Raw genomic sequence first — 18,374 nt, 5'->3', positions numbered from 1 at the left:
AGAGGTGGAAACCGGCGCTACTTCGCCGTCTCGATCCCGGCGTCCTTGATCACCTTCGCCCACTTCTTGGTCTCGTCGGCGATCAAGCTGCGAAAATGCTCGGGCTCATCGCCGATCAGCGTCGCGCCTTGGGCGGCGAGCTTCTCCTTCACCGCCGGATCTGCCATCGCCTTCGTTGCCAGGCCATGCAGCGCGGCGATGATCTCCTTCGGCGTGCCCTTCGGCGCGACCATGCCGTACCAGTTCTCGATGCGCAGCTGCGGCAGGCCCGCTTCCGCGGTGGTCGGCACCTCCGGCGCGGTCGGTGCACGCTCGGCCGAGCCGACCGCGATCGGCCGCAACGCGCCGGCCTTGACCTGCGGCAACAGCACGGGGAGATCGAGGAACGTCAGCTGGACCTGCTGGCCCAACAGATCATTCACCGCGGGCGCAGCACCGCGATAGGGCACGTGCACGATGTCGATCTTCGCCGTCAGCTTGAGCAATTCGCCGGCGAGATGCGGCAGGCTGCCGGGGCCGGAGGAGGCGAAGTTGAGCTTTCCCGGCTGCGCCTTGGCGAGCGCAATCAGCTCGCCGATATCCTTTGCGGGGACGTTGGTCGCGACCACGAGCATTTCCGGCACGGTCGCAACCAGCGTCACCGGCGTGAGGTCGGTCAGCGTGTCATAGGCCACCTTCTCCATGCTCGGGCTGATCGCGAGCGCGCCAGCTGAGGAGATCGCGATGGTGTAGCCGTCGGGCGCGGCCTTGGAGACAGCGTCAGTGCCGAGCACGCCGCCCTGGCCGCCGCGATTGTCGATCACCACCGGCTGTCCTGACAGCTCGGACATGCGCTGGCCGATCACTCGCGCGATGATGTCGTTGGGCCCGCCGGCCGGGAACGGCACGATCAGCTTGATCGGCTTGGCCGGAAAATTCTGCGCTGATGCCAATGACGGCAGCAGCAGGAACAATCCCAAGAACAATCCCAAGAACAATTCAACGAGCAGCCTGCGTGAGACGGTCATGCAAGCCCTCCGCTCGCGTCATTATTGGTTCAAAAGCTTGAGTGCTTCTTCGTGAACCCTGGGGTCGCCGGCCGCGATGATGCGGCCGCCCGCCTGGGCCGGCTTGCCTTCCCAGGTGGTGACGACGCCGCCGGCGCCGGTCACGATCGGGATCAGCGCCGCGATGTCGTAAGGCTTCAGCTCGGTCTCGACCACGAGGTCGACATGGCCGGCGGCGAGCATGCAATAGGAGTAGCAGTCGCCGCCATACCGCGACAGCCGCGCGCCCTGCTCGATGCGACCAAAGATGGCGCGGTCGCTCTCGTTCATCAGCAGCGGGCTTGTGGTGTAGGTCGTGGCTTCCGACAGCGAGGCGCAGCGCCGGACCTGGAGCCGGCGTTCGCCGGAGGGGCCCTTGTAATTGGCCGAGCCATTGTCGCCGGAGAAGCGTTCGCCGATGAAGGGCTGGTGCATCATGCCGAACACCGGCGCGCCCTTGTGCAGCAGCGCGATCAGGGTGCCCCAGATCGGAAACCCGCCGATGAAGGATTTGGTGCCGTCGATGGGATCGAGCACCCAGACATAGTCAGCGTCGTCGCGCTCATTGCCGAACTCCTCGCCGACGATGCCGTGCTGGGGGAAGCTGGCCTTGATCAGCCGCCGCATCACTGCCTCCGCGGCGCGGTCGGCCTCCGTCACGGGATCGAAATCCTTGGTCTTGCTCTTGTCGTCGACCGACAGCGAGGTGCGGAAGAACGGCAGGATGGTTTCGCCGGAGGCGGTGGCGAGCCGTCCGATGAAGGCGGAGAAGTCGATCACCGTCACGGCGTGTCCTCAAAAGCGAAAGTCGGATGAAGCTCGCTTCTGCCTAGCTCAAATCCGCAGAATCTTGCAGCGCTGTCTTGATTTGCTCCCTGGTATTTTGAATGCCGCAACCGGCTGCCTCATCTCAGTCATCTCCTGGCCAAATATCGATCACAGCGTTGAAAACTTAGTTCCGACCATGCCTCGTTTGTATGCAAACATCTATCAACCCATTGAATTTCCTTATCAAAGAAACTGAATCTGGGTTTCCATGGAAGCAATTGAGCCATGTCGTAATGCATGGGAAATGACTGAAAAGCCCTTGCACTTTGTGCGGCGCGGTCGCATATTGTTGCGGTGCGGTAGCGCTTGGCGTTACCGCTGCCCTCCTTGGGCGTTTCCTCCCTAGACTTGGGCCGCTTCTTCATCAGAAGCGGCCCTTTTTTCTTTGGGCCTCTGTTTTCATTTCAGGGCGCGCAAACTTGCGAAGCGAAAACGCGTTCGCGCCGTTGGCTCGCGGTACTGTCGTTCGAGAGAAAGACGCGGCTATTCCGCTGCGGCCTGGAACGAGCCGAGATCGCCGAACGGGATCGTGCTCGCCAGCACGTCGGCGAGGATGCCAAAGTCGTTTGCGACTTGCGCAAAGCGCGGACCGCGCTCGCGCCGCCGTTCGTCCATGTAGATCGCGCGATTGAGCTCGAGCTGCACCGCGTGCAGGCCGCTCGCGGGGTTGCCGTAATGCTCGGTGATGAAGCCGCCGGCATAGGGCTTGTTGCGGCCGATCGAATAGCCGAGGCCCGTCATGGTTTCCTCGACGCGGTCGGGAAGCAGCGGTGTGCAGCTCGTGCCGTAGCGGTCGCCGATCACGATATCGGGCCGGCGCGGCTCGTCTCTGCTGACGCCGACCGAGGGCATCGAGTGGCAGTCGACCAGCACCACGGTGCCGAACAGCTGGTGCACCTTGTTGATCAGCCGACGCAGCGCGCGGTGGTAGGGCTTGTACAGCATCTCGATCCGCCCCAGCGCGTCGTCGACCAGGATGCGGTCGCGATAGATTTCCTGTCCGTCACCGACCACGCGCGGAATGGTGCCGAGACCGCCGGCGACCCGCATCGAGCGGGTGTTGGCAAAGCTCGGCAGGCGGCCGGTGAACATGCGGGGATCGAGCTCATAGGGCTCGCGGTTGACGTCGACATAGGAGCGGGGAAAGTTGACCCGCACGGTCGGAAAGCCGCGATCGCTCAAATGGCCGATCAGCTCGTCCATGAAGGAATCTTCGGACCGCCGCAGCGTCGGCAGGTCGATCCTGGATGCGCTGAGGAATTCGTCCGGATAGGTCGAGCCGGAATGGGGCGAGTTGAAGATGACCGGGGCACGCCATTGCGCGGGCTCCACGATCTCGAAGGCTGGCGACGTCTCGCCGTCAAACCGGGTCATCTTCTCAGGCTTCGTCCCTTCGCGCCGGGATCTGGCATGGTCCAGATCGCATTGATTCGGCCGATCGAGCGGCTCTTATGTGACGTCATTGTCCGGAATCGCAACCATTCTGCCAAGCGAAAAGATGTAATTGGTACTGGAACACGTCTTAACCCTGCGGGCAGCGAGGTGGGGATCTCCGTGCGCGGCTCGATTGATTCGAGCTGCGTTCAGGTTCACAAAGGGCCGGCAGCAGCAGCCGTCTCAGGGTTAAGATTTTCACCCCAAATTTACCCTCTGTCGGGCTTAGTGACCTCTGCTGATATCCTCTGGGGATTCGACGTTTCCTGCCATGCCAAAGATCCTGCTCGCCGAAGACGACAACGACATGCGCCGCTTCCTGGTCAAGGCGCTGGAAAACGCCGGTTTTCAGGTCTCGTCCCATGACAACGGCATGGCCGCCTATCAGCGGTTGCGGGAAGAGCCGTTCGAGATGCTGCTGACCGACATCGTGATGCCGGAGATGGACGGTATCGAACTCGCCCGCCGCGCCTCGGAACTCGACCCCGACATCAAGATCATGTTCATCACCGGCTTCGCCGCGGTGGCCCTGAACTCGGATTCGGACGCCCCCAAGAACGCCAAGGTGCTGTCCAAGCCCGTCCATCTGCGCGAATTGGTCAGCGAAGTGAACAAGATGCTGGCGGCCTGAATCGGCCCCCTTCCGTCCTTGCGCCGGCACCCCTGAGCCGTTATAGGGACCCCACCCGATCTAGACGACCTCTAGGGCACGTAGCTCAGCGGGAGAGCACTACCTTGACATGGTAGGGGTCACAGGTTCGATCCCTGTCGTGCCCACCATCCTTCGCTCGCGAAGCGAGAGAAGGATGCCACGCCGAAGCCCAAAGGGGCGCAGGCGGGCCTGTATCCGCGAGCTACGGCTAGGCAAGCCAAGACCTTCGCTCGCGAAGCGAGAGAAGGATGCCACGCCGAAGCCCAAAGGGCGCGGGCGGGCTGCCGCCGCGAGCTATGGCTCGGCAAGCCACGATTCAACCAACGCGAAGCGTGTCCGGCGTAGCTCGAAGAGCGTCGACGGACTGGTGCGACCTTGCTCAGTATCCTGGAACGCCGAGACGCCCTCGGCATTGTTCCGCCATGCCGAAGTCCTTCACAAAAACCTTCAAGCGCGGCGACCACGTCAGCTGGAATTCCGAGGCCGGCCGCGTGCGCGGCCATATCCTGCGCGTGCACACGGAGGACGTCGACTACAAGGGATACGTCCACCACGCCACGCCGGACGATCCGCAATACGAGATCAAGAGCGACAAGACCGACCACGTCGCCCTGCACAAGGGAAAGGCGCTGCGATTGTTGCGGAGTTGAACGTGAGGTGAGCAAGGCATCCCATGGCTCATCCCTTCTTCACCATCGGACATGCCACGCGTTCGATCGAGGAATTCATCGAGTTGTTGCAGGGCAGCTCGATCACATATCTGGCCGACGTTCGCACCGTGCCCCGCTCGCGCACCAACCCGCAGTATAATCGCGATACGCTGCCGCAGTCGCTCGCGGCCGTTTCGATCGGCTACGAGCATATCGCCTCGCTCGGCGGCCTGCGCAGCCGCAAGCGCGAGGTGCCGCGCGAGACCAATGCCTTCTGGCAGAACGGCAGCTTCCACAATTATGCCGACCACGCCATGAGCGCGGCCTTTCACGAAGGTCTCGCTCATTTGCGCGATCTCGGGCAGACGCAGCGCTGCGCCATCATGTGCGCGGAAACATTGTGGTGGCGATGTCACCGCCGCATCATCACCGACTATCTGCTCGCCGCCGGCGAGACCGTGTTTCACATTCTGGGACCAGGGCAGGTCAAACAGGCCGAGATGAATCCGGCGGCACGCGTCATCGCTGACGGCCGCTTGGCTTATCCTGCGGAAAGTTAGCCAATCGTTGCTATGGCGGCTATGCTTGCCGTAGTCCGTAGATCCTCTAGGTGAGTTGGTTGTCGCTACTCGTCACCCATGGGATCTACGCTCCTCTTGATCCGCGACGTGAGTTTGCCATGAGCATATCCGTCATCGAACAGGCAAAAATCCAGGCGCAGGTGCTGGTGCCGCTGGTCAGGGCGCTCCAAGCCGAACTCGGCGAGGCACGCGCCAACGCGCTGGTGCGCAAGGCGCTCGGCGATCTCTATCGCGGCTACGGCGAGGAATTCTGGAAAGCCAAGAACCTGAACGAGAACGAGGCTGACCTCGGCCAGGCGGTCGCGTCCGCCTTCAAGACCTATGCCCGCGACGATGCGCTCGCCTATGACGTCATCGAGCAGTCGAAGGACGTCTTCGCATTCGACGTGAAGCGATGCGCTTATGCCGAGTTCTACAAGGCGCTGGGCGAGCCCGAGCTCGGCTTCCTCCTGATCTGCACCGCCGACTTTGCCAGCGCGGAAGGGTATGGCCCCGACATCAAGCTCACGCGCACGCAAACCATCATGCAAGGCGCACCTCATTGCGATTTCCGCTACCGGCGCGATCCGGGCGGATCATCATGAGAGCGTTTGCCGCTTCCGACCTCGGTTGCGTCGCGATCGGGAGCTGACTTACCGTCCAAGCCGCCAGAACGCCGTCTGCAGCGGGAGCTGATGCCTGATCATCGTGACGCCGTCGACGACCTTCAGGCCGCGGCTCGCGCAGGCCTCCATGAATTCGGTGCGCCGGGCGGCGATGATGTCGAATACCGCGCAATCCCCCGGCAGGTTCGACGGGTCCACCGGCAGCGCGTCGCGCGCGTGCAGGCCGAGCGATGTGGCGTTGACGCAGAGGCCGGCATCGTCGAAGCGCTGCTCGAGGCTGATATCGAGATCGGGGAAATGCCCGCTCAGCTTTGCCGCGAGCGCCGCGACAGGGCCGGGCACCTCGTTGAGGATGCGCAGGCGCTTCAAGCCCGCGGCGGCGAGTGCGTGGCAGATCGCGCGGCCGGCGCCGCCCGCGCCGATCACGACAGCGCGGCGCGCGGGATCGAAAATGTTGGCCTCGCGTGCGGCGTTCAGAAAACCGCCGCCATCAAAGGACTCCCCGACCAGCTTTCCGTCCGCTTCGATCCGGATCGTGTTGACCACACCCTCGAATTTCGCGGCAGGTCCCACCTCGTCGCAGAGTTCGAACGCCGCCGGCTTGTGCGGCATGGTCAGGTTGAAGCCGGCGGTGCTCGGCGATTTCGCCAGCGTGCGGATTGTCGTGGCGAGATCGTCCGGGTGCACATCCATCGGCACCATGTGCCAGTCGAGGCCCCGCTCCTCGAAATAAGGCGTGTAGTATCTGGGCGCACCGACATGGCCGGCGGGATGGGCGAAGATGAAGACGCCGCGCGAGGCGCCGGTCGGAAGCTTCATGGCGTCATCCCTTGACCGCGCCGGCGGTCAGCCCGGAGACGAGATAACGGCGCACTGCGAGCGAGAAGATCAGCACCGGCGCCATCACCAGCGAGCCGCCGGCGGCGATCTTGCCCCATTCCCAGCCTTCGTAGTTCATGAAGTTGACGACGGCGACCGGCGCGGTGCGTGCATTGGTCCGGGTCAGGATCAGCGCGAAGAAGAAATCGTTCCAGGCGTAGAGGAAGCAGAGGATCGCGGTCGCGGCGATGCCGGGCGTCACCATCGGCAGCACGATTTTTGTGAACACCGTGCGTGTCCGCGCGCCGTCGACGAGGGCGGCTTCCTCCAGCGAAACCGGTATGGTGTCGAAGAACGGCTGCATCATCCAGATCACCAGGGGCAGGTTGAAGCTGGTGTAGACCAGCACCAGGCCGGTGATGGTGTCGAGCAGCCCGATCCAACGATAGAACAGGAAGAAGGGAATGGTGAAGGCGATCGGCGGCGCCATGCGCGTCACCAGGATCGCAAAGGAGAGCGCATGCTTGCCGCGCCCGGCCCAGCGCGACAGCGCGTAGGCCGCGGGCACGCCGAACAGCAGTGCGAGCGCGGTCGAGAGCGAGGCGCTCAAGAGGCTGTTGACGAAGGAGGCCGAGAACGCGCTGTGCCAGAGCGAGATGTAGTTTTCCAGCGTCGGCGTGAAGATCAGCGGCGGCGGGAATTGCAGGATCTGGTCGTTGGACTTGAAGCTCATCTGCAGCAGCCACAGAAACGGCGAGAGCAGGACGAGCAGCGTCATGGTGATCGCGACCAGCCGCCCAGGCGTCGCGCGGCGTCCGGAATGGTGGCTCATGCCATCGCCTCCCGCCGGCGCCCCATCCAGACCAGGGCAAGGCTGATGCCGGCGACGAGCAGCAGCATCACGACCGTGACCGCGCTGGAATAGCCGATCTCGTTGGTGTCGAAGGCAAGGAGATACGCATAGTAGTTCGTGACTTCCGTGACCGTGCCCGGACCGCCGCTGGTCAGCAGGAAGATCAGCGGAAACGCCTTCACGCTGTCGATCAGGCGGAACATGCCGGAGATGACGAGGATCGGCGTGATGAAGGGCAGGGTGACGTACCAGAAGATCTGAAGCTTGCTGGCGCCGTCGACCAGGGCGGCCTCCGAATATTCGTCGGGAATGGTCTGGAGCGCTGCCAGCACCATCAGGAAGGTGAAAGGCAACCATTCCCAGGTGTCGGCGATGATGATGGCGGTCAGCGCGAAATCGACGCTGGAGGTCAGCGCCGGCATGGTGAAATTGAGGAGCTGCGCGGCGTAATAAAGCGGGCTGATGTCGGGCGTGTAAATCAGCTTCCAGATCACCGCGACGACGATCGGCGGCAGCACCATCGGGATCAGGAAGAAGGTGCGGGCAAATTCGACGAAGCGCGACGGCACGTTGAGGAGCAGCGCGAGCAGCATGCCGAGCAGGACCTGGAACAGCACACCCCAGCACGACAGTTTTGCCTGCACCCAGAGCGAATTAACGAAGCGGGGATCGCCGGGCAGCAGGCCGTAATTGCGCAGCGGCACGCTGAAATCGGTGGCCGAGCCTGGCGCCGTCAACTGGAACGGCGTCAGGCTGGTCACGACGAGATAGATCGCCGGAAGCACGGCGACCGCAAACAGCACGATCAGGCTCGGCGTAAGCGCGCAGGCGATGAAGCTGCGGCGCTCCGCGTCAATTCCACTCTCGCTCAAAGCTGCGTCCCGGCACGGCGGAGCGCGGCGATCGCCTGGTCCTGCGCGGCGTTCATCGCGTCCTTCGCGGGCAGCTGGCCGGTTGCGACCTGCTCGAACGCCTTGTTGAGCACGTCGCCGACGATCGGGAACTCCTTGACGGTACGATAGGCCATGTAGTTCTCGCCCTTGGCCGGCAGCTCCAGCACTTCCAGATACAGCGCACCCAGATCCTGGCCGTTGACGGTGTTGAGCTTGCGATAAGCTTCGCTGGTGATGATGGAGCGCCGGCAGACCGAGGAATGGCCGTGCTCCTTGACGAGCCGCATCGAGATATCGGGGGAGAGCGCCCATTTGATGAATTCCCACGCCGCCTTCTTGTTCTTGGCGTTCTTGGGAATGCCGAGCCCCTGGCTGTTGGAGGCGGGATGGTCATGCACGGGTCCCGCGGGCATCCGCACCACGCGCGAGGTCTCCCTCACCTTGCTCTCCTCGGACAGCAGGATCGGCGTCACCCAGGCGCTGGAATGGATGAAGATGTTGGCGCGTCCCGTGAGCACCGACTGCCGCGCCTGGTCCTCGGTATAGGTCAGCACGCCCTTCGGCGCGCTCTTCAGGAGGCTCGCATAGAACTCGATGCCCTGGATGGTCTCGGGCGTGTTCAACGCCGGCATGATGTCGGAGGGCGGCTTGCGGAAGATGTTGCCGCCGAAGCCCTGGATGTAGGGCGGCAGATTCCAGTGATGCAGCTGGAACGAGGTGATGCCGCTGACCCCGTCAGTGCCGCTAATTTCGGCGCAGACCTGCTGGAGCTCGGCGAACGTCTTCGGAATCTTCAGCCCCTTCTTCTCCATCAGGTCCATGCGCGACAGCCCCATCAGCATCGCGCCGCCTTCCCAGGAATAGCCGTAGGTCGCGCCCTTGGCGTCGCGGTAGGGCACCTGCGCGCCTTCGACGAAGTCCTTGGGATTCCATTCGGCCGGGGTCAGATTGGCATCGCCGGTGAACTCGTCGAGATTGGCCAGCAATCCCGCCGCGACCCAGCGCGCGGCGAGGATGAAGGTGACGTTGACGAAATCATAGGCCGAACCGCCGGAGGACAGTTCGAGATTGGCCTGTTGGTTGTAGACCGGGAAGGCCGAGAGCTGGAGATCGACCTTCATCCCGGTTCGCTCCTCGAACTCGGGGATGTATTTCTGCAGCAGCGTGAAGAAGCGGTGCTGGAACGAGGCGCCGTGCAGCGTGACGCCGGCAAACGGTTTCGTCTGCGCGATCAGCGGCGCGGGAAATGCCGCCAGCGCCGCGGTCGCTGCGCTGGCCTGCAAGAGTTTACGGCGGGTGAGCGAGCCTCCGCGCGATGCATTCTTCATGACGTCCTCCCAATTATTGTTTGCCGGTTTCAACGCGCCCGTCTGGTGCGGGCGTTCTCGTCCTCGGCGTCCTTCTTTCGCTGGCGCGACAAGGCCGAGACGATGTTCTGTTCGGTGAGATCCATCAGCCTGTGCATGGCCTGGCGCGCGCCGTCCGGATTGCGCGCCCAGATCTCGTCAAGCACCGCGCGATGATAGGGCAGGCTTTTCCGCGGTGCGCCCGGATTGGTCGTCGACAGGTTGAACGACATCCGCAAGGCTGCTGCGACCGTCGCGCCGAAGGCGATCAGAAAGTCGTTGCCCGTGGCGATCAGGATGCCGCGGTGAAACTGCAAGTCGGGCTCGGCATAGGCGCGCCGGTCCATGCCGGCAGCGTCCATGCCGCGATAGGCGCGTTCGATCCGGGCAAAATCCTCATCCGTGCCGCGCATCGCGCAGATCGCACAGGCTTCGGGCTCGACGATCCTGCGGACCTCCATGATCTGCTTGGCGAACTCCTGCGTCGGCAGCGCCGACAGCGTCCAGTTCAGCAGCTCTTCGTCGAGCATGTTCCAGTCGAAGCGCGCGCGGACATGCGTGCCGGCCTTCTGCTTCGAGGCGATCAATCCCTTCGCCTTCAGCAGCGACAGCGATTCGCGGATCGAGGCGCGGCTGACATGGAAGCGCGAGGCCAGCTCGACCTCGCGCGGCAAGATCGTGCCCTCGCGCCACACCCCGGTCAGGATCAGTCGCGCCACCTCGCGGGCCACCTGGGCGCTCGCCTGCGGATTATCGCTGCTGTCGGTCTTGGCCACGAGAAACCGGTTCCGAGAAGTTAAATGTCTGATTTATTTCTGATGCGGACGACGCGGCGACAGAACGCCGGCCGTCACATGCAAGATAATCCCATGGCGACAGGTTTGACAAGAATTATTATGTCAGACATATCTTCTCCCAGATCAACGCCGCGCGGGACAAAACCATCGTGACAAAGCCCCACATCGTCCTGGTCATGACCGATCAGCAACGCTTCGACACGATCGCGGCGACCGGCCACCCCTATATGAAGACGCCGAATCTCGATCGGCTGGTGCGTGAGGGCGTCTATTTCGACAATTGCTTCATCAACGCGCCGAGCTGCGTTCCCTCGCGCGCGGCGCTGTTTTCCGGCCTCTATCCGCACGCCTCTGGCGTGCTGAAGAACGGGCAGCACTGGCAGAAGACGTGGGTCACCAATCTGGCGGAGGCCGGCTATCACTGCGTCAATGTCGGCAAGATGCACACGATCCCCTACGATGCGAAGGCCGGCTTCCACGAGCGTTTCGTCGTCGAGAACAAGGATCGCTTCTTCGAGGGCCGCTGGTTCGCCGACGAGCTCGACAAGGCCTTTGCCGCCCACAAGCTGACAAAGCCGTCGCGTGCCGGCTACCGCAGCCTGCCGGACTATGGCGACCGCATGGGCGCGTTCACCTGGGAGATGCCGAAATCGCTGCATCCGGACATCTTCGTCGCGGAGACCGCGATGTGGTGGCTCAAGACCCGACCCAAGCCCGAGGCGCTGTTCATGCAGATCGGCCTGCCCGGACCGCACCCGCCCTATGATCCGCTGCCCGATTATCTGGAACATTACCTCGCGCGCAACGACCTTCCGGTGCCGCAGCCGACCGAGGCCGAGATCGAGGGGCTGCCGGCCTATCTGAAGGAGAAGCGTCGCCACGACACCGAAGTCGACCATGACGCGGTGTCATGGAAGCTCGCGCCGACGCACGACGAGATGCGGCGCCTGCGCGCGCATTATTATGCCAACGTCACCATGATCGACGAGCAGATCGGCCGTCTCCTGCAAACACTGGAAGACAGGGGCTATCTCGACAATTGCGTCGTCGTCTTCATGTCGGACCACGGCGACAATCTCGGCGAGCACGGCCTCAGTCAGAAGTGGTCGATGTACGAGCCCGTCACCCGCATCCCGCTGCTGGTCTGGTCACCGGGACGGTTCACCGGCGGGCGCCGCATTGCCGGGAAGTGCCAGCTGTTCGATCTCGCCCCGACCATTCTGGATCTCGCCGGCGCGCAGCATCCAAAGCCGTTCCAGGCCCGCAGCCTGCTTCCGGCGCTGAAGGGCGAGGAGTGGGCCGGCCGTGGCTTCGTGTTCAGCGAGCAGGCCGGCGACGTCGCCATGACCGGCGCAAGGCTGATCACCATGGTGCGCGACGACAGGTGGAAGGTCGTGTTCATTCACGGCGCCGAGGACGGGCAGCTGTTCGATCTCGCGACCGATCGGCTCGAACGGCACAATCTCTTCGGCATGCCCGAGCACGCCGGAATCATCAGCCGTCTGAAGGATGCCTTCATCGACTGGCGGCAGAACAGCCTGCTCGAGACGATGGATCTGAACGCGGCCGCACGCTGATGCCTATGAATCGTCGGCGTTACGGCCCAGCCATCTCAACGCCGGCGCCGACACGTCGGGCAGGCCCAGCAGGTTGATCGCGCGGCAGGCAATCTGGTCGACGATGTCGGCCATCGACTGCGGCTTCAGATAGAAGGCGGGCAGCGGTGGCGCAATGATTGCGCCGATCTCGGTCGCCTGGAGCATCGCGCGGAGATGTCCGAGATGCAGCGGGCTTTCGCGGACCAGGAGCACCAGACGCCGCCGCTCCTTGAGCTGCACGTCGGCCGCACGCACGAGGAGATTGTCCAGATGTCCCCAGGCAATGGCCGACAGCGTGCGGATCGAGCCCGGCGCCACGATCATGCCGCTGACCGGAAACGAGCCGCTGGCGATGCTGGCGCCGATGTCGGCAGGATCATGGTCGCGGAAGGCGAGGGTGCGCAGCCGGGGCAGCGCGCCGGCACCGGCTTCTTCGGTGAGCGTGCGCTCGGCCGCCGGTGAGATCACGAGATGCACCGCACAGCGCGGATTCTCCGCCAGCCGCTCGACGATGCGCGCGCCGATGGCCGCGCCCGAAGCGCCGCTGATGCCGACCACCACGCCATGCCGCGCGCTCATGCGGTCTCGCGCAGTTGAGGTCCAGCCTTTGCGCCGAAACCGAGCGCCGGCCACATCGCGTCGACCCTGGCGATCACGACTGGATCCATCATCAGGGCGCGCCCCAGGCCCGCTCCGTCTCGGGCGGAATCTTGGTGGTGGCATCGATTCCGAGCTTGCCGCCGAGGCCGGATTTCGGCGAGGCGAAATCGAGATAGTCGATCGGCGTGTCCGAGAGCGTGACGAGGTCGCGCGAGCTGTCGCTGCGGGTCGCGACCGCCCACATCACGGCGCGCCAGTCGCGGATGTCGATATCGTCGTCGACCACGATCAACAGCTTGGTGTAGCTGAACTGCGGCAGCATCGACCACAAGCCCAGCATCAGCCGTCGTGCCTGGCCGGGATAGCGCTTCCTGATGGAAGCAATCGCGACCCGGTAGGAGCAGGCCTCGGGCGGCAGCCAGCAGTCGGCCACCTCGGGGAATTGCTGCCGGATCAACGGCACGAACAGCCGGTTCAATGCTTCGCCGATCCGGGACGGCTCGTCCGGCGCGCGGCCGGTGAAGGTCGAGAGATAGATCGGCTGTCGGCGCGACGTGATGGCGGTGACCCGAAGCACGGGAAAGGCCTCGACCGAATTGTAGTAGCCGGTGTGATCGCCATAGGGACCCTCGGCGGCCGTCTCGGTTGCCGAGACGAGGCCCTCGATGACGATCTCGGCCGCGGAGGGGACCGCGAGAGGAATCGTCAGGCACGGCGTCAGCTCGGGCCGCTCGCCGCGCAGGATACCTGCGAAGCGCAGCTCGGATATCGTCTCGGGCAGCGGCAGCACGGCGGCGAGGATCGTCGCAGGGTCGGCTCCGATGACGATCGCGACCGGCATGTCGCGCCCCAGTGCCTTCCATTGCTGGTGATGCCGGGCGCCGCCGCGATGGGCGAGCCAGCGGATGATCGCGCGGTCGCGACCGAGGATCTGCATGCGGTAGACGCCGACATTCTCTTCCTGGTCCGCGACGGGCGATTCCGGCGGCGCGGTGATGACCAGCGGCCAGGTGATCAAGGGTGCAGGCTCGCCCGGCCAGCAGATCTGCGCCGGCAGTTTCATTAGATCAATGTCCTCGCCCATCGCCACGCGATCCTGCACCGGCGCCGCGGGGCGCGATCGTGGCCGCGTGGCAAGGGCGGCGCGGGCCAGCGGCAGCTTGCGCCAGGCATCCCGGACGCCATGCGGAGGACGCGGTGCGCGCAACTCGGCCAGCAAGACGCCGAGTTCTTCGAGCCGATCCGGCGTGATGCCCATGCCCCACGCGGTCCGCTCCACCGTGCCGAACAGATTGGTCAGTAGCGGCATCTCGGAGGGAACGCCATCGGCCCTGAGCGGGCGTTCGAACAATAGTGCAGGGCCGTGCTCGCCGATCACGCGCCGGTGGATCTCGGTGATCTCATGGACCACGGAGACCGGTTCGCGAATGCGTCGCAGCTGTCCCTTGCCTTCGAGGAAGTGCAGGAAGTCGGATAGTTCGCCGAAGCGCGGGACGTCACGTTGCAAGCGAACGGTCTCCTGAAAAAGCAGAAGCTAGCCGGCGTGATTTCGACCTTCATTGTTCTCGCTCAAATACATTTGCGCGCAATCGGATCAAATGACGGAATGAGTCATTCGTCCGTCGCGTCCGGTTCGTTGCCGACAATCCCGCCGCTTCTCGCTCTGGCAATACGTCCCTTGCCGCTGCTGCCGCTGCAATTCGCGCTTCGTAGCTTCCTGTCGCGGATATTGAGGCGCAATCCCGGACTGCTCGACCGGCTCGGACCACATCGCCGTGCGCGGTTCGGGATCAGGCCGGTCGATCTGCCGTTCGCTTTCATCGTCGAGGCCACGCCGCCGCTTCTGTCAGTGGTGCGCGAGCTGCCGCAAGACCTGGATGCCTATGTCTCCGCCTCGCTCGCCAACCTGCTTGCTTTGGTCGAGGGCAGGGTCGATGGCGATGCGCTGATGTTTTCGCGCCAGCTCGGAATCGAAGGCGACATGGAGGCGGTGCTGGCCTTGCGCAATGCCATCGACGATGCGCGGCTCGATCTCGCCGCGGAGCTGGCGTCCCTGTTCGGTCCGTTGGGCGAGCCGGTGAGGCGTTCGTTCGAGGCCGCGCGGGACAGGCTGACCGGCTCGCCGCAGGAGCAGAGGTGATGGAGCTGATCTGTCCCGCCGGCACGCCGGCCGCGCTGCGGAGCGCCATCGATGCGGGGGCTGACGCCGTCTATTGCGGCTTCAACGACGAGACCAACGCGCGCAATTTTCCGGGGCTGAACTTCAGCCGCGACGAGCTGCGCAAGGGAATAGCGTTCGCGCATGGACGCGGCGCGCGCATCCTGGTCGCCATCAATACCTTTCCGCGGGCGTCGTCCGTGACGCTCTGGCAGCGCGCCGTGGACGATGCCGTCGATGCCGGAGCCGACGCGCTGATCGTCGCCGACATCGGGCTCATGGATTACGTCGCCAAGCGTCATCCGGGTCAGCGCCTTCATGTTTCGGTGCAGGCCGCCGCCGCAAATCCCGATGCCATCGCGTTCTATGTCGAGACGTTCGGGGCGCGCCGCGTCGTGCTGCCACGCGTGCTCAGCGTTGCGGAGATCGCCGAAATCACCCGCGAGACGACGTGCGAGACCGAAGTGTTCGTGTTCGGCGGCCTTTGCGTGATGGCCGAAGGGCGCTGCTCGCTGTCGTCCTATGCGACCGGCAAATCGCCGAACATGCAGGGCGTCTGCTCACCGGCGAGCCACGTGGCCTATGAGGAGACCGCGCAGGGAACGACGTCCCGGCTTGGCGGCTTCACCATCAACCGCTTCGCCCCGCAGTAGGCCGCGGGCTATCCGACCCTCTGCAAGGGGCGCTTCTCGACCGTGCATGGCGACGGCTACATCTTCGAAGACCCGGTCAGCCTCGATGCCACGACGCTGCTCGGGGGATTGCGAAGCGCCGGCGTTGCCGCCTTGAAGATCGAGGGGCGTCAGCGCGGACGGGCCTATATCGAGAGCGTGGTCCGCCACTTCCGCCGCGCACTCGATACAATCGAGCAGGGGCGCGAAGCCGACATCGTGAGCCTGCGGCCGTTCACTGAAGGCCAGGCCTCTACGCTCGGCGCCTATCGCAAGACATGGCGATGATTGATGGCGATGATTGCAACCGATGGCAGGCGGCCATCAATGAGAGAAGCACCGATGCAGCTGAGTCTCGGCCCGGTCCTCTACAATTGGGCGCCGGAACGCTGGCGCGATTTCTACTTCCGGATGGCCGACGAGGCGCCCGTCGATGTCGTGTCCGTAGGCGAGGTCGTATGCTCGAAACGCTCGCCGTTCTTCGCGGAGCATCTGCCTGACGTGATCGAACGGCTCCAGCGTGCCGGCAAGCAGGTTCTGCTGAGTTCGCTGATCCTGGTGTCGCTGCGGCGCGAACGGCGTCAGACCGAGGAGCTCTGTGCGGCTGACGGCGCATTGGTCGAGATGAACGACTTGACCTGCCTCCGCTCGATCAAAGGCCGGCCGCATGCGATCGGGCCCTACGTCAACATCTACAACGAGACCAGCGCGGCCTTTCACGTCCGGCAAGGCGCAGCGCGCATCTGCCTGCCGCCGGAATTGCCGATCTCGTCAGCGGCGGTGATTGCCGCGGCGGTGCCCCAGGCAGTGATCGAAATCTTCGCCTTCGGCCGGGTGCCGCTGGCGATCTCCGCCCGTTGCTACCATGCGCGGCTTCACAAGCTGTCCAAGGACAATTGCCGCTTCGTCTGCGAAAAGGACCCGGACGGGCTCGCGTTGAAGACGCTGGACCAGCAGGAGTTCCTCACGATCAACGGTGTCCAGACCCTGTCGCATGCCTGCACCAATCTCGTCGGAGACGTTGCTGCGTTGCGCGAGGCCGGAATCAGCTCGCTGCGCCTGTCGCCGCAGGATTGTGACATGGTGGACGTTGCCCGAACCTTTCGCGATGTGCTCGACGGACGCAAGTCAGCCGAAAGCGCAAGCCGCTGCTTGACCGATCTTTACCCGGGCGTCGCCTTTGCCAACGGCTTTCTTCGCGGCAAGCCGGGCTTTTCCTTCGCGTGACGTCGCGTCCCGCAAGGTCAAGGTCCGCTTACGCGGGCCTGCCCTTTACCGCGCCTACCACGGCGATGAATAGTTGCGCGCACATCTCCCCAGGGTCGTCCTGGCGAAGGCCAGGACCCATACCGCGTGATCCCTCGATTGTGAGCGCTCGCAGTACCGAGCAGCAGGTCTTCGCCAAACTACTCCCTGGGGTAATGGGCTTTCGCGAGGACGACGCCGGTGAGGTGGCGGTAGACGATCATGTGACGAGATATTTGGCGACCGCCGCCTCGTCCCACGCAATCCCGTTGCCGGGCTCCTCGCTCGGTAACGCAAAACCGTCCTTGATCTCTAGCCGCGTCGACAGCACCGCGTCGGCCCAGTCGACATATTCCAGCCAATGCGCGGTCGGCGTCACGCACAAGAGATGCGCGCTGACCTCCGAGAAGAGATGCGTCGACATCTCGATGCCGGCGGCATGCGCCAGCGCCGCGGCGCGCAACCAGCCGGTAACGCCGCCGATGCGCTGGACGTCAGGCATCACGTAGTCGCAGGCTTCCGCGGAGAGTGCCGCCTGCATCGCGAAGGCGCTGTCAAAGTTCTCGCCGATCTGCACCGGCGTGTGCAGCGCGTCCGCAATGCGGGCGTTGCCCTCATAGTCGTCGTGGCGGATCGGCTCCTCGATCCAGGTGAGGCCTTCGTCATCGAGCATCTCGCCGCGGCGGATGGCTTCCGTGACCGTCAGCGCCTGATTGTAGTCGCACATCAGCGTGACCTGATCGCCGACGGCCTTGCGCACCGCGCGCACGACGGCGAGATCCTCCCGCGCATCGGGGCGGCCGACGCGGATCTTTGCCGCCCGAAAACCCTCGGCCAGCAGCTTGTGTGCTTCCTCGATCGCGGCGCCCGCGGGCATGATGCCGAGCCCCTTCGAATTGTAGGCCCTGACCGGCTTCGGCGCGCCGCCGAGCAGGCGCGCCAGCGGCAGGCCGCGTGCACGAGCGAGTGCGTCCCATGCCGCCATGTCGATGCCGGATTGCGCCAGCCGTTGCAGTCCGGCGAGGCCCAGCAGCGTGAAGCGCTGGGTCAGCTTGCGCTCGATCTCGAACGGTAGCAGCTCGTCGCCGGCGACGAGCTCCGACATTTCCGTGACCATGGCTTTCAGCGGCGTCAAGGCAGACGGCGTGATCGAGAACAGATAGGCGTGCCCGCGTACGCCCTGGTCGGTCTCGCAGTCGATCAGCACCAGCGGCGCCTTGGCGACCGCCCCGGTCGAGGTCTGGAGCGGCAGGTTCATCGGCACGATCACGGGCCGCGCCTGGAAGCGCTTGATTCGGATGGTCTCGGTCATGGGTCTCTCCCGGCGGAGCGGATGCAGGTCGGCGCCGATCTTAAGCATCCGTGATCAAACGAAAAGCCGCTTGCTGCGACCGCCATGGAATGGGGTTGCGCCCCGCGGATGAAGTCCGGTGATCCAGCGCGGGTCCGATCGCTGCTGGAAAGCGCGCTGGCCTCGCTCAAGCCGGCGTGAGGTCGATCAGCGTTGCCTGATTGAGCCCTCGTTGTGGTCGCGAGAAAGGTCTGCTCCCTCTCCCGCTTGCGGGAGAGGGCTGGGGAGAGGGTGTCTCCTCAACGGGACGATCCCCAAGCGGAAAGAG

Annotated in this window: 18 protein-coding genes, 1 tRNA gene and 2 pseudogenes; 10 read left to right on the top strand and 11 right to left on the bottom strand. The window is 64.3% G+C overall.

Going from position 1 to position 18,374, the window contains the following annotated elements; genetic code table 11:
* Positions 1 to 17: 17 nt before the first annotated feature.
* Both CWO91_RS30815 and hisN read right to left on the bottom strand, forming a co-directional pair.
* Positions 18 to 1,007: a Bug family tripartite tricarboxylate transporter substrate binding protein gene (locus CWO91_RS30815; protein WP_130219026.1), complete on the bottom strand. Its 990-nt coding sequence runs from the start codon at positions 1,005 to 1,007 to the stop codon at positions 18 to 20.
* A 21-nt stretch (positions 1,008 to 1,028) separates the two neighbouring features.
* Positions 1,029 to 1,811, bottom strand: a complete 783-nt coding sequence (gene hisN / locus CWO91_RS30810; protein WP_130219024.1) for a histidinol-phosphatase — start codon at positions 1,809 to 1,811, stop codon at positions 1,029 to 1,031.
* On the opposite strand from hisN, the gene CWO91_RS30805 reads away from it, so the two are divergent.
* The gene (locus CWO91_RS30805; protein ID WP_130219022.1) at positions 1,783 to 2,049 is read left to right on the top strand and encodes a hypothetical protein; all 267 of its coding nucleotides are present in this window, start codon (positions 1,783 to 1,785) and stop codon (positions 2,047 to 2,049) included. The two genes, hisN and CWO91_RS30805, sit on opposite strands and share 29 nt — an antisense overlap.
* 287 nt (positions 2,050 to 2,336) lie before the next feature.
* Here CWO91_RS30805 and CWO91_RS30800 read toward each other — a convergent pair whose 3' ends face one another.
* The gene (locus CWO91_RS30800; protein WP_130219021.1) at positions 2,337 to 3,227 is read right to left on the bottom strand and encodes an N-formylglutamate amidohydrolase; all 891 of its coding nucleotides are present in this window, start codon (positions 3,225 to 3,227) and stop codon (positions 2,337 to 2,339) included.
* 331 nt (positions 3,228 to 3,558) lie between these two features.
* Between CWO91_RS30800 and cpdR the strand changes: the two genes are divergently transcribed.
* The 5 genes from cpdR to CWO91_RS30775 all read left to right on the top strand — a co-directional run bounded on the left by cpdR (position 3,559) and on the right by CWO91_RS30775 (position 5,754).
* Complete coding sequence (gene cpdR, locus CWO91_RS30795) at positions 3,559 to 3,918, top strand: cell cycle two-component system response regulator CpdR (protein WP_007597092.1); 360 nt, start codon at positions 3,559 to 3,561, stop codon at positions 3,916 to 3,918.
* A gap of 74 nt (positions 3,919 to 3,992) precedes the next feature.
* Positions 3,993 to 4,067: transfer RNA gene (locus CWO91_RS30790), tRNA-Val, on the top strand.
* Between the two features lie 294 nt (positions 4,068 to 4,361).
* On the top strand, positions 4,362 to 4,589 hold the full coding sequence (locus CWO91_RS30785; protein ID WP_130219019.1) for a DUF2945 domain-containing protein: 228 nt from the start codon (positions 4,362 to 4,364) through the stop codon (positions 4,587 to 4,589).
* 23 nt (positions 4,590 to 4,612) lie between these two features.
* The gene (locus CWO91_RS30780; protein WP_130219017.1) at positions 4,613 to 5,149 is read left to right on the top strand and encodes a DUF488 domain-containing protein; all 537 of its coding nucleotides are present in this window, start codon (positions 4,613 to 4,615) and stop codon (positions 5,147 to 5,149) included.
* Positions 5,150 to 5,268: 119 nt separating this feature from the next.
* Positions 5,269 to 5,754: an L-2-amino-thiazoline-4-carboxylic acid hydrolase gene (locus CWO91_RS30775; protein ID WP_130219015.1), complete on the top strand. Its 486-nt coding sequence runs from the start codon at positions 5,269 to 5,271 to the stop codon at positions 5,752 to 5,754.
* 48 nt (positions 5,755 to 5,802) lie between these two features.
* On the opposite strand, the gene CWO91_RS30770 is transcribed toward CWO91_RS30775, so the two are convergent.
* The 5 genes from CWO91_RS30770 to CWO91_RS30750 are packed head-to-tail and all read right to left on the bottom strand — an operon-like array spanning position 5,803 to position 10,462.
* Positions 5,803 to 6,594: a shikimate dehydrogenase family protein gene (locus tag CWO91_RS30770; protein ID WP_130219013.1), complete on the bottom strand. Its 792-nt coding sequence runs from the start codon at positions 6,592 to 6,594 to the stop codon at positions 5,803 to 5,805.
* A gap of 4 nt (positions 6,595 to 6,598) precedes the next feature.
* Complete coding sequence (locus CWO91_RS30765; protein ID WP_091892061.1) at positions 6,599 to 7,426, bottom strand: carbohydrate ABC transporter permease; 828 nt, start codon at positions 7,424 to 7,426, stop codon at positions 6,599 to 6,601.
* Positions 7,423 to 8,319 carry a carbohydrate ABC transporter permease gene (locus CWO91_RS30760; protein WP_091892059.1) on the bottom strand — a complete coding sequence of 299 codons (897 nt, stop codon included), beginning with the start codon at positions 8,317 to 8,319 and terminating at the stop codon, positions 7,423 to 7,425. The genes CWO91_RS30765 and CWO91_RS30760 overlap by 4 nt, the downstream gene beginning before the upstream one ends.
* Positions 8,316 to 9,668, bottom strand: a complete 1,353-nt coding sequence (locus CWO91_RS44660) for an ABC transporter substrate-binding protein (protein WP_130219011.1) — start codon at positions 9,666 to 9,668, stop codon at positions 8,316 to 8,318. Before CWO91_RS44660 ends, CWO91_RS30760 begins: the two co-directional genes overlap by 4 nt.
* A gap of 29 nt (positions 9,669 to 9,697) precedes the next feature.
* A complete protein-coding gene (locus CWO91_RS30750; RefSeq protein ID WP_130219009.1) occupies positions 9,698 to 10,462 on the bottom strand; it encodes a FadR/GntR family transcriptional regulator in 765 nt (254 codons plus the stop codon).
* Positions 10,463 to 10,632: 170 nt separating this feature from the next.
* Between CWO91_RS30750 and CWO91_RS30745 the strand changes: the two genes are divergently transcribed.
* Positions 10,633 to 12,060 (top strand): sulfatase family protein, encoded by a 1,428-nt coding sequence (locus CWO91_RS30745; protein WP_245471435.1) that lies wholly within the window; start codon positions 10,633 to 10,635, stop codon positions 12,058 to 12,060.
* Between the two features lie 3 nt (positions 12,061 to 12,063).
* Here the strand turns inward: CWO91_RS30745 and CWO91_RS30740 are convergent, their stop codons facing one another.
* Both CWO91_RS30740 and CWO91_RS30735 read right to left on the bottom strand, forming a co-directional pair.
* The gene (locus tag CWO91_RS30740; RefSeq protein ID WP_130219007.1) at positions 12,064 to 12,660 is read right to left on the bottom strand and encodes a UbiX family flavin prenyltransferase; all 597 of its coding nucleotides are present in this window, start codon (positions 12,658 to 12,660) and stop codon (positions 12,064 to 12,066) included.
* A pseudogene (locus tag CWO91_RS30735) lies at positions 12,657 to 14,188 on the bottom strand (UbiD family decarboxylase). Before CWO91_RS30735 ends, CWO91_RS30740 begins: the two are co-directional and overlap by 4 nt.
* A gap of 99 nt (positions 14,189 to 14,287) precedes the next feature.
* Between CWO91_RS30735 and ubiT the strand changes: the two are divergent.
* The 3 genes and pseudogenes from ubiT (at position 14,288) to ubiV (ending at position 16,737) form a co-directional block, all read left to right on the top strand.
* Positions 14,288 to 14,821, top strand: coding sequence for a ubiquinone anaerobic biosynthesis accessory factor UbiT (gene ubiT, locus CWO91_RS30730; protein WP_130219005.1), 534 nt, complete (start codon positions 14,288 to 14,290; stop codon positions 14,819 to 14,821).
* A pseudogene (ubiU, locus tag CWO91_RS30725) lies at positions 14,821 to 15,798 on the top strand (ubiquinone anaerobic biosynthesis protein UbiU). The gene ubiT and the pseudogene ubiU overlap by 1 nt, the downstream one beginning before the upstream one ends.
* A gap of 54 nt (positions 15,799 to 15,852) precedes the next feature.
* Positions 15,853 to 16,737, top strand: coding sequence for a ubiquinone anaerobic biosynthesis protein UbiV (gene ubiV / locus CWO91_RS30720; protein ID WP_165405836.1), 885 nt, complete (start codon positions 15,853 to 15,855; stop codon positions 16,735 to 16,737).
* Positions 16,738 to 16,975: 238 nt separating this feature from the next.
* Here the strand turns inward: ubiV and CWO91_RS30715 are convergent, their stop codons facing one another.
* Positions 16,976 to 18,067 (bottom strand): enolase C-terminal domain-like protein, encoded by a 1,092-nt coding sequence (locus CWO91_RS30715; protein ID WP_130219001.1) that lies wholly within the window; start codon positions 18,065 to 18,067, stop codon positions 16,976 to 16,978.
* Positions 18,068 to 18,374: the final 307 nt, after the last annotated feature.

The sequence above is a fragment of the Bradyrhizobium genosp. SA-3 genome (assembly GCF_004212635.1).
Classification (GTDB): Bacteria; Pseudomonadota; Alphaproteobacteria; order Rhizobiales; family Xanthobacteraceae; genus Bradyrhizobium.
This window is presented reverse-complemented; position numbering and strand designations above follow the sequence as displayed.